The 16959-nt window shown below is 57.3% G+C and carries 14 protein-coding genes; 3 read left to right on the plus strand and 11 right to left on the minus strand.

Translation table 11 applies throughout. The features are described 5' to 3' along the window. The first annotated feature begins 36 nt into the window (after positions 1–36). Positions 37–960 (plus strand): glucosaminidase domain-containing protein, encoded by a 924-nt coding sequence (locus ACP2AU_RS11615; RefSeq protein ID WP_426376362.1) that lies wholly within the window; start codon positions 37–39, stop codon positions 958–960. Positions 961–991: 31 nt separating this feature from the next. Beyond that, entirely contained in the window at positions 992–1891 is a 900-nt protein-coding gene (locus ACP2AU_RS11620) for an acyltransferase (protein ID WP_426376363.1), read from the plus strand. Between the two features lie 24 nt (positions 1892–1915). Here ACP2AU_RS11620 and ACP2AU_RS11625 read toward each other — a convergent pair whose 3' ends face one another. The 5 genes from ACP2AU_RS11625 to zapE form a co-directional block, all read right to left on the minus strand. Then, positions 1916–4591 (minus strand): LuxR C-terminal-related transcriptional regulator, encoded by a 2676-nt coding sequence (locus ACP2AU_RS11625; protein WP_426376364.1) that lies wholly within the window; start codon positions 4589–4591, stop codon positions 1916–1918. A gap of 260 nt (positions 4592–4851) precedes the next feature. Further along, on the minus strand, positions 4852–6213 hold the full coding sequence (locus ACP2AU_RS11630; protein ID WP_426376365.1) for a DUF1329 domain-containing protein: 1362 nt from the start codon (positions 6211–6213) through the stop codon (positions 4852–4854). Positions 6214–6246: 33 nt separating this feature from the next. Next, positions 6247–8109, minus strand: a complete 1863-nt coding sequence (locus ACP2AU_RS11635; RefSeq protein ID WP_426376366.1) for a DUF1302 domain-containing protein — start codon at positions 8107–8109, stop codon at positions 6247–6249. Positions 8110–8327: 218 nt separating this feature from the next. After that, entirely contained in the window at positions 8328–9512 is a 1185-nt protein-coding gene (locus ACP2AU_RS11640; protein WP_426376367.1) for a thiolase family protein, read from the minus strand. A gap of 50 nt (positions 9513–9562) precedes the next feature. Then, positions 9563–10660, minus strand: coding sequence for a cell division protein ZapE (zapE, locus tag ACP2AU_RS11645; protein WP_426376427.1), 1098 nt, complete (start codon positions 10658–10660; stop codon positions 9563–9565). A gap of 236 nt (positions 10661–10896) precedes the next feature. On the opposite strand from zapE, the gene ACP2AU_RS11650 reads away from it, so the two are divergent. Then, positions 10897–11334, plus strand: a complete 438-nt coding sequence (locus tag ACP2AU_RS11650) for a YhcB family protein (protein ID WP_426376368.1) — start codon at positions 10897–10899, stop codon at positions 11332–11334. A 53-nt stretch (positions 11335–11387) separates the two neighbouring features. Here the strand turns inward: ACP2AU_RS11650 and ACP2AU_RS11655 are convergent, their stop codons facing one another. From ACP2AU_RS11655 to ACP2AU_RS11680, 6 genes are all read right to left on the minus strand, one after another. Beyond that, complete coding sequence (locus tag ACP2AU_RS11655; protein ID WP_426376369.1) at positions 11388–12131, minus strand: Nif3-like dinuclear metal center hexameric protein; 744 nt, start codon at positions 12129–12131, stop codon at positions 11388–11390. 223 nt (positions 12132–12354) lie between these two features. Then, a complete protein-coding gene (gene hisC / locus ACP2AU_RS11660; RefSeq protein ID WP_426376370.1) occupies positions 12355–13416 on the minus strand; it encodes a histidinol-phosphate transaminase in 1062 nt (353 codons plus the stop codon). After that, the gene (hisD, locus tag ACP2AU_RS11665; protein WP_426376371.1) at positions 13409–14713 is read right to left on the minus strand and encodes a histidinol dehydrogenase; all 1305 of its coding nucleotides are present in this window, start codon (positions 14711–14713) and stop codon (positions 13409–13411) included. The genes hisC and hisD overlap by 8 nt, the downstream gene beginning before the upstream one ends. Positions 14714–14739: 26 nt before the next feature. Continuing rightward, positions 14740–15384 carry an ATP phosphoribosyltransferase gene (hisG, locus tag ACP2AU_RS11670; protein WP_426376372.1) on the minus strand — a complete coding sequence of 215 codons (645 nt, stop codon included), beginning with the start codon at positions 15382–15384 and terminating at the stop codon, positions 14740–14742. Between the two features lie 29 nt (positions 15385–15413). Beyond that, positions 15414–16676 carry a UDP-N-acetylglucosamine 1-carboxyvinyltransferase gene (murA, locus tag ACP2AU_RS11675; RefSeq protein WP_426376373.1) on the minus strand — a complete coding sequence of 421 codons (1263 nt, stop codon included), beginning with the start codon at positions 16674–16676 and terminating at the stop codon, positions 15414–15416. A 19-nt stretch (positions 16677–16695) separates the two neighbouring features. Further along, entirely contained in the window at positions 16696–16944 is a 249-nt protein-coding gene (locus ACP2AU_RS11680; protein ID WP_426376374.1) for a BolA family protein, read from the minus strand. Positions 16945–16959: the final 15 nt, after the last annotated feature.

A 16959-nucleotide genomic window follows, 5' to 3' on the forward strand; every position in this document is an offset into this window, starting at 1 on the left:
TTATAATTCCAGCCATATCGTTTTTAAGAGGGGTTTATGACTGCAGTTAATCGGGCTCTGATGTTGTTCTTACCGCTGCTCGCGTTTGCCGTTGGCGGCGCTATTTACACGCCAGGCGGCAGCCGTAACCCTTTGCCCGGGGAAGACGCAGGCGAGGTCAGCCTGTCTTCCCTGCCCCCGCTTCCCGCATGGGCCCATGAGGGCCTGCCGGACTTCTCTGGCTATCAGGACACAACAGAGAAAAAAGTCGCTTTCTTCTCGTACCTGTATCCCCGAATCGTACTCGCTAACTCCCGCATCCTGCTCGAGCGGGAGTATCTGGAATCGTTGCAGAAGAAGCCGTCTCTGACCGGTGACGAACTGGAATGGCTTGGTCGCCAAAGCGAGCGGCTTCGTATTGAAGCCGAACCCGGTACCGACAGCCAGTTTGCACTGCTGCGGAAACGGCTGGACGTGATTCCGCCATCGCTGATCCTGGCACAGGCCGCCAACGAGTCAGCATGGGGTACATCACGCTTTGCCACCAAGGGCAACAACCTGTTCGGCCAATGGTGTTTTTCCCGCGGCTGTGGCCTTGTGCCGTTAAGCCGGATTAAAGGCGCCAATCACGAGGTGGCTACCTTCGAATCGCCCTATTATTCAGTTCGTTCGTACATCCAGAACCTCAATCGACACCCAACCTATCAGACCGTTCGCGATATCCGTCTGGCTGACCGAAAGGCCGAGAAAGCGCTGTCTGGCTGGGATCTTGCCGAGGGCCTGCTCGGTTATTCCGAGCGCGGTGAAGAGTATATTGAAGAAATCCGGGCCATGATCCGGTACAACAACCTGGACTTCTACGACGAAGAGTTTCGCAGCCTCCTGGGTGACCGGACGCCGGCCCAGTTCGAGCGCCTGGCTTCCGCTATCCCGGACACAACGCTTTTACCTGACGGCCCCATGAGCCCGTTTGAGGGCTGATCCCTGACCCCATAGAACAGAGATTGCTGCAATGCTCAATTTTTTGCCAGCGCCACTCAAAGGCGCTCTTGCGGTTCTGTTGATACTGCTCAATACCCTGGCGTTTCTCCCACCCCTGCTCATCGTGGCACTGGCCAAGCTGGTCGTGCCCCTCGCGTTGTTTCGAAAGGCCTGCACGGTGGTGCTGAACACCATCGCCTGGTATTGGATAGGTTTCAACAACACCCTGGTGAAGCTTCTTCACAAAGTCGAGTGGGATGTACGTGGCGCCGAAAAGCTCAGCAAGGACCACTGGTATTTTGTAACCTGCAACCATCAAAGCTGGGCCGATATTCCGGCTATTCAGTACGTATTGAACAGCAAGATTCCCCTGCTGAAATTTTTCCTGAAAAAACAGTTGATATGGGTCCCGCTGCTGGGCGTTGCCTGGTGGGCTCTGGACTTTCCGTTTATGCACCGCCATACCAAGGAGCAGATTGCCAAACGGCCGGAACTCAAGGGTAAAGACATTGCCGCAACACAGGCGGCCTGTGAAAAATTCCGCTATACGCCGGTCACCATTTTCAACTTCATGGAAGGCACGCGCTTTACTCCGGAAAAGCACCAACGCCAGAACTCCCCCTACAAGCACCTGCTCAAACCCCGGGCCGGCGGCACGGCGTTTGTGTTTGGCGCTATGGGCGAGATGATCCACACCATGCTGGATGTCACCATTGTTTACCCGGGCGGGCGTCCGGGCATCTGGGATTACCTGTGCGGGCGAGTGCATAAAATCGTGATCGACATCCGCACCCGGGAAGTGCCCGAGCACTTCCTTGGCATGGATTACGAGAACAACCGTGAGCTTCGGATTGATTTCCAGCGCTGGGTCAGCGAGATATGGGCAGAAAAAGACCAGCGAGTGGAAACGCTTCTGGCGGAGCAGGCCTGAAGAGCCCCGGGGAGCTGAGCAGCGTTACAGCAGCCCCAGCTCCCGGGCCCGGACAATCGCCTGAGTGCGGGATTTCACATCCAGCTTGGCATTAATTCGCCGGGCGTGGGTTTTCACGGTATGCAGAGAAATGTGGAGTTTGTCTGCGATTTCCTGGTTCGATAATCCCCGGGCAATCAACTCGAGCACACCCTGCTCGCGATCACTGATCGGCTCTGCCAGACCCTCTCCGGCGCCGGGGCTCTCATGGCAGTCAAACAACTGGCCCAGAGCTACCGTAAATTCACTACGTTCCAGCTGTGGGTAGGCTTTTTCCACCAGTGGCCGCAATTCTTTGGCCAGCTCGGCAAACGGACTGATGAAATGCTCCGCACTAGCCTGGGCCACAACCGCCTCAAGCCGCTTTCTGGCCACCGGCAAGCCTTTCTCGGTCTCCAGCAGAACCGCATCAAGCAAGCCCGCGTGCAGCTGCAGCCCCCAGGGCAGACTGCCCTGGTATTTTTCAGCGACCAGCTCCAGATGCTCGCGCGCCCGCACCCGATCACCACTGGCCAGATCTGCCCGGACTTGCAAGCAGTCGAGCAGGCCCGGCATCATCGGAAACAGCTCTGGCACACAACCGCCCTGCCGGTAAGGTTCGAGTTTTGAGATGGCCTGGATCGCACTCTCATGCTGCCCCTGCGCCAGCCAGCAACTGGCCTTCAAGGCTTCCAGCACCGGCACATACAGGCTCTCGTCCACTTGCCAGGTGTGCATGGTTCGCTCGGCACGGCCAATCCACACGAACGCGTCGTCCATTCGCCCCTGAGCCCGACACATCAATACCCGCAACGCCATAGCCAGTAACAGCCCGAGATCTCTGGTTTGCTCTGCGTGTCGGGCACAACTCGCCAAAAGCCGGTCAGCTTCTGCCAGACGCCCCTGGTGCCACAGCACCAGAACAAGGTTCAATTGCAGCCGGGTCTCGCCGATCCGCGCCGGCCGGCTCAACTCTTCCATGGCGGTATCCAGCCCCGTTCTTAGCAATTGCTCAGCGTGGCCAAGGGCGCCTTTACCAAGCTCGATACGGGCGTGGGCGTATACCGCCAGGGCTTCCGAGCCGGAATCGCCGGCTTCTCGCGCCAGTTTCGAAGCAACGCGATTGGCCTCTCTGGCTTCCTGAAACCGGCCCGCCGCGCACAGCGCACTGGAACGAACAATCTGGGTAACCAGCTGGGCCTGGGTCGAGAGATTCCCCATTACCATGGCTTTCTCTGCCATAGCCAGTGCCGGCTGAACAAAGCCCTCGCCCCGTAACACAAACGCTTTCAGGGCGCAGATCCGGGCCTCGTGCTCTTGCCGGTCCTGGTTACTGAAGCCTTCCAGTAACTGTCGGGCCTGATGAAACTGGCCTCCGATCGCGTGTACCCAGGCGTATACGATTCTCAAACGGGCGCTGCGCTCCAGCAGTTCTGCCGGCAGGTTCTTTCTCAGGGACAACAGGGAGGCAGTATCCTGCCCCAGCAAAAGGGCTTCGGTACTCTCTGAGGCAATACGGACGACTTCCTCACTGTTGCCCGCGAGCACGGCGTATTTGAGCGCCTCCGGAAACTGTGCCCGCTGCTCAAACCAGCGGCTTGCCATCAGCATCCGGGTAACATATCCGCCCATCACCGGAGTCTGTAACCAGACTTGCAGTAACGGGATCAAACGATACCAGCGGCCACGGCCGGGAACACTTTTTAACGGCAGGCCCCGATCGGATGCCTCCGACGGCGGCATCCCGGCGTCGCAGACAGACGCTTCGATGGCGAAAAATAACTCGTTCGAACAGCTATCCAGCTCTGCCATGGCGCGCAGCGACTTGATCTGGGCTGGTGCCATCTGTGACAAAACGCTGTCTCTCAGGAACCGTTCCACCGAGGGGGTCTCATGCAACGCACACCGGTCTGCCCCTTGCATGAGCTCCCGACGATACAATGCCAGCGGCGTTGGCCAGCCCTCGGTCTGCGCATACAGATGATCGATTGCGACACTCGTGATCAGGCTGTCGGAGCGGGCCCGGGCAAAGAATTCAAAGGTTTCAGACCGGGAGAATTCCAGGGCTTCGGCGCCCAGTCTGGTGTAGTTTCCATTCAGTTCGAGGGTATGACTCTCGAAGGGTGCAGGCAGGCGCGACGCCATGGCCACCGAAAGCCCCGGAGGCAAATGGCTCACCAACTGGTGCAATAAGCCGCTGATCGCAGGGTTAGTCAGGTAATGGACGTTATCCAGAACCAGAACGTCGTTGCTTTGACGGGCCTGGCGGCCCCGGTTGACCAGCAACATGGCAAGATGATCTTCAAAGGTGCCGCCATTCAGGGGCGGTGCTTCCGCTGCCCCAAGCGCCATCGCCAGTATCGACAGAAACCGGGAAGGCGCATTGTCGCCTGCACTGAGGGTAATCCATCGAACATCTATATTCGGATCACCGGCCAGCGCACTGACCAGGGAATGAGTCTTGCCATACCCCCCGGGTGCTTCTATCTGCAGTAAACGACCGGGAGCTAATGCCTCACGAATCTGCTGGTCCAGGTTCGGCCTGGCCAGACTGTCCTCGGGTACGGAGGGAATCCGCAGCCTGTGTTCCAGCAGGTCACGCACCAGCTCTGCGCTTTGTAGCCCGCTGTTTGCGGTCTGGAACTCATCGTTGGCTGCATTGCCTTCTTTAAACGATTTCACGCACTGCCCCATCTGAAACCGGTGCGGCGGGTGCCGGCACCGGAAAATAAGCGTCTTGTTCTGAACAAAATCGCGTGGCGCCCTGCATGGGTACGCCTTTAGTATGAGTTGATCACAGAGGTTAAACCAAAGCAGGTGCAGGCTGCAAAAAATTGACGGGAAAAAAAGAGGTTAGAGGCGATTTTTTAACGCAGAAAATGACCATCCAAAAAAAACGAGCCCGAAGGCTCGTTTTTTTCACAAACATCACAACACCGTTCTTAACGTGTTCCAGCCCGACGCAAGGCGGCCGGAGTGTAATCACGGGAGCGACGCTCAACACCAAAGGTGTACGGGTCGTTTTCCTCGTTGGTCAAACCAAGGGCGAGGTAACGTCCGGACAGCATATCGTACAGCACTTCGATGGCGTACCAGGGCACGCTCTTGTCGTAGAACTGCATGGCATGGGCTTCGGCAACGCGCCACAACTCACCACGGCCATCATAATGGTCGATCACCGCTGCCTGCCAGGAGTCTTCATCGATGTAGAAATCACGCTGAGCGTAAACATGACGCTCACCGTCCTTCAGGGTAGCACGCACGTGCCAGACACGGTGCAGCTCGTAACGGGTCAGGTCCTGGTTGATATGGCCAGCCTTGATGATTTCATCATAAGACAAGTCACGATCTACCAGTTTGTAAGAGTTGTACGGAATGTACATCTCTTTCTTGCCGAGCAGCTCCCAGTTGTAACGGTCTGGTGCGCCGTTGAACATATCGAAGTTGTCGGAGGTACGCATACCGTCAGCGGCAGTACCCGGTCCGTCATAAGCGACCTGAGGGGCACGGCGCACACGGCGCTGACCGGCGTTGTAAATCCACGCACGGCGGGGCTCTTTTACCTGGTCAATGGTCTCATGCACCAACAGCACGTTACCGGCCAGGCGCGCCGGAGCGGTGATCGCCTGCTTGAAGTAGAACAATACGTTGCCGTCTTCACCCGGCTCGTAATCGTCCAGGTAGGTGCGCCAGGTGAGCTCGTCCTGGAACTTGACCACCGAATAGTCACCGCCTGCGGTCGGCGTTACCTGCCCGACGTTGCGCTGCACGGATCCCCCGCGGTAGCGAGTGATGTGGTTCCAGATGGCTTCCAGGCCGTTCTGGGGGATCGGGAACGGCGTGGCGCTTTCATAGTTGCCCAGACCGTTACCGTTCTGGATCAACTCTACCTTGGTTGCATTGTCGACCGTCTCGTTCATCACATCGTCGGGATAAACCGCGGTACGGTGAGTCGGGTACACCGGAATGGTGTAGTCCGCGTACTGCTTGATCATCGCGACTTGGCCGGGCGACAGCTTGTCTGCATACTGATCAACGTTGCTTTGATTGATCACGAACTCCGGCTTTTCATCGGCAAACGGGTTCACGTAAATGCCGTCGCCTTGGTATCCCGCCGGCGGCGTATCAAGGCCGCCCGTCCATGCCGGAATGGCGCCACCGTTACCGGCTTTCTCCGCGCCCATCGGGGTCAGCGATTCTCCCAGCTTGGCAGCTTCTTCAGCAGAAACCGCGCCCCAGGCCTGACCGGTGAAGAGACTTGCAGCCAGTACACCCGTGGCCAGTAGTTTCTTGTTCAGTTTCATTTAAATTACCTCGTTGAACGAATTCGGTCCGGTTCAGAATGAGTAGGAAACGCTCGCACTCACGAAATCACGGTCAGTCAACTGGTTATACGGCTTGCCACCGAAAAAGTTGGTGTAACCGATGTTGCCGGTGATTTTATTCTGGTATACCGCCTGAACAGACAGACCAAGCGCCTTACTTCCTTCGTTAAAAGCTCCACCCGGCTGCGGGGAGTAGCCTTCCACATCATGGCTCCATGCCAGCTGGGGAGACAGGTTCACACCTGCGATAGCGTTCGGGTAATCCCAAACCAGGCGGGTGCGGTAACCCCAGGAGAAGTCGGTGGTGAAACCGTCGTTTTCACAGTAATCGGAGTTCAGGTTGAGCTGGGGGCAGATATCGCCCGCCGCCGTCGGCACTGGGCCAATACCGAAGGTACCGGCACGGCCGTAACGAGCCTCGTCATAGCCAGGCAAGTCATGCACCCAAGTCATGCCCACTTCGTTGATCAGAGAAAGCCGGCTGGCACCCATTACCTGGTCGAAGAATTTGATCAGCGTGAACTGGAACTGAGACACGTTAAAGCGATCGTTACCAGAAGCTCTCAAGCCATCAATGTCAAAGTTTGCGCCCAGCTCTTTTTGACGCTGTTGCTGCAGCAGACTAACTGGTTTGGAATTGGGATCATTGGGGTTCGTTGGCAACTGCAGGCCGGCATAGATCAGCTCAAAAGCGTTCCACTGCAGCGGCACATCCTCGCGGAAGCTATACTCAGCACCCAGCGACCAGCCACCCGGGGTGGTGGTGTTGATGCTGATACCGTAAAGATCGATATTTTCCGGATACTCCATGAAGTAATCCGGGAAGCCACCGTTCGAAGGGCCTTTGCCCTGATTAAGTACACCGCTCACATATGGCAAACGGCTGTTGTACTTGATGTAATAGAAGCCCAGTTCGGAATCGTTCAGTTGTGGGACGTACCAGCGAACCGCAACACCGAACTGGTCTTTGGAGTCTGCCTCCACATCCGCCTGGCGGTTGATGGCGTAGCCACCCAGGCCCAACGCATCTGTGGCATCTAGCAACTGGCTCTGGGCCTCACTCACCGCACCTGACGGCCAGATGGGGCCACAGCCATCAGCAACGAAATCAATAGTGGAGAAGAAAGTGCCACAGTCGTCCGGACGAACAGGCTCCCATTTCGCCTGTACAAAGGCTTCAACGGACACGTTCTCAGTAATGCCCGCCGACATATAAAACATTTCAACCGGCAGCAGTGCATCCTTCAATTCTGAACCCGGTGCGCGGAAGGCCTGAACGTCTACCGGGTTGATGGTGTTGATACCGCCCTGAATGAAGGTGCTTTCACCCCAGCTGACAACCTGCTTACCATAACGCAGGCTCACCGGAATGTTGCCGAAGTACCAGTCAGAGAATACGTACGCATCCAAAAGCTCACCGCCAGAGGCATTTTTCTTAGCCTCTGGATTGAGCTCAACGTATTGACGGTTTTCGTCTTTCAGTTCGAAGTCGTACCAGTAACGGCCACGAACGAAGCCGCCTACGCGAGTCAGATACTCGCTGTCGACAGCGTAATCCAGGAACAGCTCACTGTTGCCTTTGACAATTTTCGAGATGGTGTCGCCCTTGTCGAAGTTGCGATTACCATCGTCGTAGTTGTTGGTAGAGGCCGTACCGCGTCGATCTTCGCCCTGCCCGTCGTGCGGTGCCAGAAGACGCTTATCGGCGTCTTCTACCCGCCAGGACGCACCCGCAGATAACGTGGTATTGAACTGAGCCTCAACATCGCCCATGTAGAACGAATATGCTGCTGCCTGGCCAGACACGCCGGCGGCAATGGCTACGGCAAGCGGTAACTTGGTCCAACGCTGCCACGGTTGAGTTTTTCTTGTCATTGGAAGGCTACTCCGTTGTTGTTCTGAGTCGCTGCTCGATTGTTCTGGTGTTAGGTGTCCTGACGGCTGTGCATACAGTGCCGTGATGCTTGCACTATAGCTAAGGCCTTCGAGGGCTTTGATCAGTCAAAAGTATGATTTTGCTGTCACTCTCCGCGCAGCCGGGACTCGCACTCCGTCACTATAGACAAGATTCAGGAGTGCAACCACCTGTCGTTTCAAAGCATCTCGATGGCCATCGCCGTCGCTTCACCACCGCCGATGCAAAGGGCAGCAACCCCCTTCTTCTTGTCGTAGCGTTTCAGTGCGTGCATCAAGGTGACCAGAAGGCGCGAACCAGTGGAACCGACAGGGTGGCCCTGGGCGCAGGCACCGCCGTGCACGTTCACTTTCTCGGGATCCAGCCCCAGCTCCTTGATCGGCATCATCGCAACCATGGCGAAGGCTTCGTTGATTTCATACAGGTCCACGTCCTCCTGGCTCCAACCGGTTTTTTCAAACAGCGACTGGATGGCCCCGACCGGGGCGCAGGTGAATTCGCTGGGATGCTGGGACTGGGTGCTGTGAGCCACAATACGGGCCAGCGGCTTGAGCCCGCGCTTTTGCGCTTCGGATTCGCGCATCAGAACCAGGGCTGAGGAACCGTCCGAGATAGACGAGGCATTGGCGGCAGTCACGGTGCCGTCTTTGGCAAAGGCCGGGCGCAGAGTCGGAATTTTCTCGATGTTGGCATTGTGGGGCTGTTCATCGTCTGCCACCACCGCCTCACCTTTGCGGGTTTTTACGGTGACCGGCACGATTTCCTCTTTCAGCAGGCCTTCCTCAATCGCCCGCTTGGCGCGGTTCAGGGATGCAATGGCGTAGTTGTCCATGTCTTCCCGGCTATAGCCCTTCTTGTCCGCCATTTCCTGGGCAAACGAGCCCATCAGGCGGCCCGTCTCGGCGTCTTCAAGGCCATCCAGAAACATATGATCCTGCGGCGCCGGGCCCGGCCCCATGCGGTAACCGTTGCGGGCACCCAACAAAATGTGTGGCGCATTGGACATACTTTCCATACCACCGGCGACCATGACATCGTTCGTCCCGGCTTTAATCAGATCGTGGGCGAACATGGTGGCTTTCATACCTGAACCACACAGCTTGTTGATGGTGGTGGCACCGGTGCTGTCAGGCAATCCGGCCTTGCGCATGGCCTGGCGCGCCGGCCCCTGCTTGAGGCCCGCTGGCAGCACATTACCCATAATGACTTCCTGAACGTCCGCCGGTTGCAACCCTGCGCGCTTAACAGCTTCCGCAATGGCAATGGCTCCGAGCTCAGGTGCTGAAACCGGGGCCAGACTGCCCATGAATCCACCCATGGGGGTGCGCACACCACTAACAATAACAACGTTGTCTTGACTCATCTCTGGACCTCTCTGTTGGATCTTTATGATTCTGGTTATGGTTTATCTGGTTATGGTTTATGAGGCGCTTCGAGGTACTCCCTGGATTGCATTTCCAGCAACCGGGACTCTGTGCGCTCGAATTCAAAACTCAGGCGACCACCCGAATACAGCTCGGTGATCGGGGCGGCTGCGGAAATAATGACCTTGACGTTGCGGTCGTAGAATTCATCAATCATGTTGACAAAGCGCCGGGACTGATCGTCTTTATCTCCGCCCAGCACCGGTACGTTACTGACAATAATGGCGTGAAACTGCCGGGCAATTTCGATGTAGTCGTTCTGGCTACGCGGCCCGTCGCACACGTCTTTGAAGTCGAACCAGACCACATCATCAGCGTGGGCCTGGGCCGGAATCTTCCTGCCGTTAATTTCCATACTTTTGCTGTGTTTGGCGGCCTCGACTGCCAGCGCCTCGAAGCTGTTGCGCAAACTGATATCGGCCTGTTCATCCAGCGGGCAGTGATACAGCTCGGCTTGCTCCAGCGTGCGAAGGCGGTAATCGACACCACCATCAACGTTCACCACATCGGTGTATTTCTTCACCAATTCAATGGCCGGCAGGAAGCGCGCCCGCTGAAGACCATCTTTGTACAGACCGTCAGGAACAATGTTGGATGTGCAGACCAGGGTAACGCCCCGGCCAAACAAACCGTCCATCAGCGTGGCGAGTATCATGGCATCGCCGATATCGGAGACAAAAAATTCGTCGAAACAGATGACCCGCGCCTCGTCGGCGAACTTTTTCGCCACCATCTCCAGGGGATTCTTTTCTCCCTTGAGTGCTCTCAGTTCCTTGTGAACTCGCTGCATGAAGCGATGAAAATGGACCCGCATCTTGCGTTCGAACGGAAGCGACTCGTAAAACGTGTCCATCAGGTAGGTTTTACCCCGACCAACGCCGCCCCAGAAATATAGCCCTTTAACCGGTTCTTCCCGCCCTTTTTTGAGCTTTCGCCGGAGTTTCGCCAGGCCCCTGGCTCGCTCGCTTTCCGCGGCCACCAGTTTGTCGTACAGTGCCTGCAGGCGCTGTACAGCATCAACCTGAGCAGGGTCCTTGTGAAAATCCGGGCGCTCCAGATCCTTTTGATATCGCTCCCAAGGGGTCAGGTTCGCACCAGTTTCGGAGGGCGTGGCTGCTGTCATCAGACTTCCTGAATATGTGAATCAAGTGAAAAATCGGCGCGGTATTGTCGCTTATTTCGCGTTTTTTGGCCACGCCATGGGGCTGCAGAGGCAATAAGACGATTGGCTCAGTGTTTCGGCATGGGCTCAATCGGTTTAGGGCGTTATACTCCGGTAACGGGGATTGGCTCACTTCCAGGTAATATAAGGACGATTTTCAAATGACAAACCTGATTCTGGCGGCAGTTGCCGCGTTGGTAGTTGGCATCGTCATCGGGATTCTGGTTGGCCGTTCCGGCCAGGGCGCAACGTTAAGACAACGCCGGGCGGAGCAGCAGATAGAAGAGTTGCGCAGCGAGTTTACGCGTTATCAGGCACAGGTTAATGAACACTTTATGGAATCGGCACACCTGCTGCGCCGGTTCAACGATGCCTACCGGGATGTAAACCAGCACATGGCACGGGGCGCCAACCGCCTGTGCAACGATGAAGACTGGATGGAAGAGCTGGACCAGGAAACCAAACAGCGCCTTGAGCACGGCAGCGATGGCGAACCGTCCGAGCCCCCGCGAGACTATGCTCCGAAGGCCGACCCCGAGGCAAAGGGCACGCTGGCTGAGGACTATGGCCTGGACAAGGGCGAGAAAAGCCCGGCGTAATCCCGCCCACCGTCTGACTGCGCCCAGCCGGGCGCGGTGTTCATCAGCCCCATTTACACCGGGTTATCACAGTCGATGAACTGGTGCGATACACCAAATTCCTGCGCAAGCGCCGCACCCAGGGCCTGGACACCGTAGCGCTCGGTGGCATGGTGGCCGGCGGCAAAGTAATGAATACCGCATTCACGGGCCGTGTGCGTGGTCGGCTCTGAAATCTCTCCGCTGATATACGCATCAACACCGGCATCCAGAGCCACATTAATAAACCCCTGGGCGCCCCCGGTACACCAAGCGACGGTTTTGATTTTTTCTGGCCCCTCACCCACGTGCAGAGGCGTCCTGTGAAGGGCCCGAGCCATCTGCAGCTCAAACTTTTCCACGGACAAGGGCTCCGGCAACTCACCCTGCCAGACCAAACCACCCAGTGGTCTCGGATTCTGGATGCCAATGACGTCCGCCAGTTGGCGATTGTTGCCGTAATCCGGGTGATCATCCAGCGGCAGGTGGTAAGCCAGAAGGTTGATATCGTGGCTCAACAGTTTCTTGATCCGGTGCTTCTTCATGCCACGGATAGCCTGATCCTCACCTTTCCAGAAGTAGCCGTGGTGAACCAGGATCATGTCAGCGTTGTGTTCAATCGCGGCGTCGATCAGCGCCTGGCTGGCGGTGACACCGCTGACAATGGTTTCAACACGCTCTTTGCCCTCAACCTGAAGACCGTTCGGGCAGTAATCCTGGAAGGTATCCGGCTGAAGCCATTCATTGATTTTGGCAAGAATGTCATTTCGATTGGCCATACTATTTTCAACGCCCCATCTGCGAAGTGTTTTAGATCGGAACAGCGCAGGAAGCGTGGGTGGGGTGCAAGGTGCAGGACAGCCCTTCCAAAAACCGCTACAAGCACATCCATGTGCGCTTCTCTCCGGCCATCCATGGCCTCCGAAATTTTTGGAAGGGCTGTCCTGCACCTCGCAATCAATGCTGTTGCGCGCCGATTCCTCGTTCCCCTGAAACCTTGACCTACAGCGCTGCCAGGCCTTTGATCAACGCATTGTTCTGATCACTGGTGCCAATGGTGATGCGCAGGAAATCGCTGATTCTCGGCTTGTTGAAGTGACGGACAATAATGCCCTGCTCCCGCAGTTTCGCCGCAACATCCGCACCTTCATGGTCGGGATGGCGGGTAAACACGAAGTTTGCCTTGGAGGGCAGCACTTCGAAGCCAAGAGCTTCCAGCTCTTTGGTCACCCGCTCCCGCTCGCGAATTACGCCATTGCAGGAGTCTTCGAACCATTGCTTGTCTTCGAACGCGGCAACGGCGCCGGCCAGAGCCAGGCGGTCCAGCGGGTACGAGTTGAAGCTGTCTTTGACACGGTTCAACGCTTCAATCAACTCCGGGTTACCAACCGCAAACCCCACGCGAAGGCCTGCCAGCGAACGGGCCTTGGACAAGGTCTGCGATACCAGCAGGTTGGGATAGTCGTTTACCAGACGTATAGCTGTGTCGCCGCCAAAATCAACGTAGGCTTCATCGATAACCACCACGCTGTCCGGGTTGGACTGAAGAATATCCTCGATGTGCCCAAGCCCGAGATAGCGTCCCGTCGGCGCATTCGGGTTCGGGAAAATAATGCCGCCGTTGTCACGCTTGTAGTCATTCGGATCGATCTCGAAGCTGTCGGTCAGTGGAATGACAGCACTTTCGATCTGGAACAAGCCACAATACACCGGGTAGAAGCTATAGCTGATGTCCGGGAACAGGATCGGTTTGTCGTGTTTCAGTAGCCCCTGAAATATATGGGCCAGCACTTCGTCTGAACCATTGCCGACAAACACCTGGTTGGGGCTGATCCCGAAATCCACGTGATACTCGGCAATGGCTTCTTTCAAGGCCACGCCCTCCGGGTCCGGATACAGCCGGAGCCCGTCGTTCAGTTCGGCCTTGATAGCAGCAATCGCCTTGGGGGACGGCCCAAAGGGGTTTTCGTTGGTATTCAGTTTGACCAGGTTGGGCATTTTCGGCTGCTCGCCCGGCACGTAGGGTTTCAGCTCACTGACCAAATCGCTCCAGTACTTACTCATTGATCCGGTACTCCGCTGAACGTGCGTGTGCGGTCAGGCCTTCGCCACGGGCCAGTACCGAGGCCACCCGACCCATACGGTCCGCGCCCTGGGCGGTAAAACCGATCAGTGAAGAACGCTTCTGGAAATCGTAGACGCCCAGTGGTGAACTGAACCGGGCCGTGCCGCTGGTTGGCAACACGTGATTGGGCCCCGCGCAATAATCGCCCAGAGCCTCGGCGGTGTGCCTGCCCATAAAGATAGCCCCTGCGTGACGAATGTCGTCCAGCATGGCCTGGGGGTCTTCTACCGAAAGCTCCAGATGCTCTGGTGCAATCCGGTTGCTTACCTCGGCGGCTTCTTTCATGTCCGCCACCTGGATCAGGGCACCCCGCCCCAGCATAGAGGTGCGGATGATGTCCTCCCGCTCCATGGTCGGCAGCAGCTTGTGGATGCTGGCTTCAACAGCATCCAGAAAGGCTGCATCCGGGCTGACCAGAATGCTCTGGGCCTGCTCGTCGTGCTCGGCCTGGGAAAACAGATCCATGGCAATCCAGTCGGGGTCGGTTTTGCCATCGCAAATCACCAGGATCTCGGATGGGCCGGCAATCATGTCGATGCCGACAACGCCGAAGACCTCGCGTTTGGCCGTGGCGACAAAGATATTGCCGGGACCGACGATTTTATCGACCGCCGGCACACTCTCGGTGCCATACGCCAGGGCCGCAACGGCCTGCGCGCCACCAATGGTAAAGACCCGATCCACTCCTGCAATCGCTGCGGCCGCCAGCACCATATCGTTCACCACGCCATCGGGCGTTGGCACTACCATGATGACTTCGGACACGCCGGCGACTTTGGCGGGAATGGCGTTCATCAGTACCGACGAGGGATATGCGGCCTTGCCACCCGGCACATACAAACCCGCCCGGTCCAATGGCGTGACCTTCTGGCCCAGGACGGTGCCGTCGTCATCCTGATACTGCCAGGATGGCTGATTCTGACGTTCGTGGTAATCGCGAACCCGCTCGGCGGCTTTCTCCAGCGCGGCTTTCTGGTCCTGGGGAATACGGTCCAGGGCTTCCTGCAGGCGGGCCTGGCTCATCTCCAGATCGGCCATGGAGCCCACGGACAACCGGTCGAACTGCCCGGTAAACTCCAGCACCGCGGCATCACCCCGGGTTTTTACCTCATGCAGGATATGCCGAACCGACTCGTTCACCTGATGGTCCACACTGTCGTCCCAGGCCAGAAGCCGGGAAAGCGCACTGTCGAAGTCGCTCTGGGTGGTGCTCAGTCTGGTGATTCTGTCGGTCATTTTCTAGATCCTGTTTTGGACTAACACTACGAATCGCGACGGCGATCAACCGCCGCGGACATCTTCTCGATTATGGGGTTTATCTGGCCGTGTTTCATCTTCATGGAGGCCCGGTTAACCACCAGCCGGCTGCTGATGTGATCAATCAGGTCTCTCGGTTCCAGGCCGTTGGCCCTGAGGGTATTGCCGGTGTCGACGATATCAACAATCTCATCCGCCAGATCCAGAATCGGCGCCAGCTCCATGGCTCCGTAGAGCTTGATGATATCGGCCTGGCGCCCCTGGGCCGCGTAGTAACGCCTTGCCAGGTTGACGAACTTGGTGGCTACCCGGATACGCCCGGGAGGCAGCTGTTCACCTTCCTTGCCGGCGGTCATCAGCTTGCAGCGGGAAATGTTCAGGTCCAGCGGTTCGTACAGCCCTTCCCCGCCATGCTCCATCAGAACGTCCTTGCCGGTGACCCCAAGATCCGCGCCACCGTACTGAACATACGTGGGCACATCGGTCGCCCGGATGATCAGAATCCGTACGTCCGGGTTGGTGGTCGGGAACACCAGCTTGCGGGACTTTTTTACATCGTCGACAAGCTCAATGCCGGCTTCCGCCAACAGCGGCAGTGTTTCTTCCAGGATGCGCCCCTTCGACAGGGCGATGGTGATGGATTCTGTCATGTATCCTTCCGGGTTCCCGTTGATCCGATTCAGGCTGGCAGGCGGCGGATGCTGGCGCCCAACAGCTGCAATTTCTCTTCAATGCACTCGTAACCACGATCAATGTGATAGATGCGGTCGACAATGGTGTCGCCATCCGCCACCAGGCCGGCAATCACCAGGCTCGCAGAGGCGCGCAGGTCGGTGGCCATCACCGGTGCTCCGGTCAGGTGATCCACCCCTTTGATAATCGCGGCGTTCCCCTCAAGGGTAATGTCCGCGCCCATCCGGATCAGTTCCTGCAGGTGCATGAAGCGGTTCTCGAACACCGTCTCGACGATGGTCCCGGAGCCCTCGGCGACCGCATTCATGGCCGCAAACTGTGCCTGCATATCGGTCGGAAAGGCAGGATAGGGTGCTGTGCGCAGGCTCACGGCCTTCGGCCGCTGGCCTTTCATGTCCAGCTCGATCCAGCCCGGGCCCGTGGTAATGTGCGCACCCGCCTCTTCCAGCTTGAGCAGGACCGCTTCCAGAATATCGTCCCGGGTGTCCTTTACTTTTACCCGGCCACCCGTTGCCGCCGCAGCCACAAGATAGGTGCCGGTTTCAATTCGGTCCGGCAGCACATCATAGTGGCAACCGTGCAGACGCTCGACACCGTTGATTTCAATGGTGGCAGTGCCATGGCCCTTGATGTCCGCACCCATGGCAATCAGGCATTCGGCGAGATCCACCACTTCCGGTTCACGGGCGGCGTTTTCCAGAATGGTTTTGCCCTCGGCCAGGGCCGCTGCCATCATCAGGTTTTCGGTACCGGTTACGGTGACCGTATCCAGAAAGATATGGGCACCTTTCAGGCGGCCATTGGTCTTGGCTTTGATATAACCATTCTCCACCTTGATATCCGCGCCCATCATTTCCAGGCCATGGATATGCAAGTTGACCGGGCGGGTACCAATGGCACACCCACCCGGCAGGGAGACTTCCGCCTCGCCGAAGTGAGCCACCATAGGCCCGAGCACCAGAATGGATGCCCGCATGGTTTTCACCAGCTCGTAAGGCGCGTGAAAATGTTTGATGGTGTTGGCGTGCACTTCCACGCTCATCTTTTCATCGATGAGCAACTCTACTCCCATGCGACCGAGCAGCTCGATCATGGTGGTGATGTCGTTCAGGTGCGGAAGGTTGCCGACGGTCACAGGCTCATCCGCCAGCAATGTCGCAGCCAGAATAGGCAAGGCTGCGTTCTTGGCGCCGGAAATGCGAATTTCGCCATCCAGGGGCTTTCGGCCCCTGATTAAAAGTTTGTCCACGGTCATTGTCCTGTTTGGTTCAGGCCCCGGCCTGTCGCTCGGCCCACTCGCTCGGGGTATAGGCTTTCGGGTGAAGGGCGTGAATAGTGCCGTCCATTACGTGCTGGAACAACACTTTGTTGATCATCTGCTGCCGTTTGATGGTGGGCAGGCCTTCGAATTGGTCACCCACCACGACGACAAGGTAGTGATTGCCATCAACCTGTACCTGAACCTCACATCCGGGCATGGCTTCTTTGACAAGTTCGGTAACCTGGGCGGCGTCCATAGGGATTCCTCGACT

Source organism: Marinobacter sp. VGCF2001, assembly GCF_049943275.1.
Taxonomy (GTDB): Bacteria; Pseudomonadota; Gammaproteobacteria; order Pseudomonadales; family Oleiphilaceae; genus Marinobacter.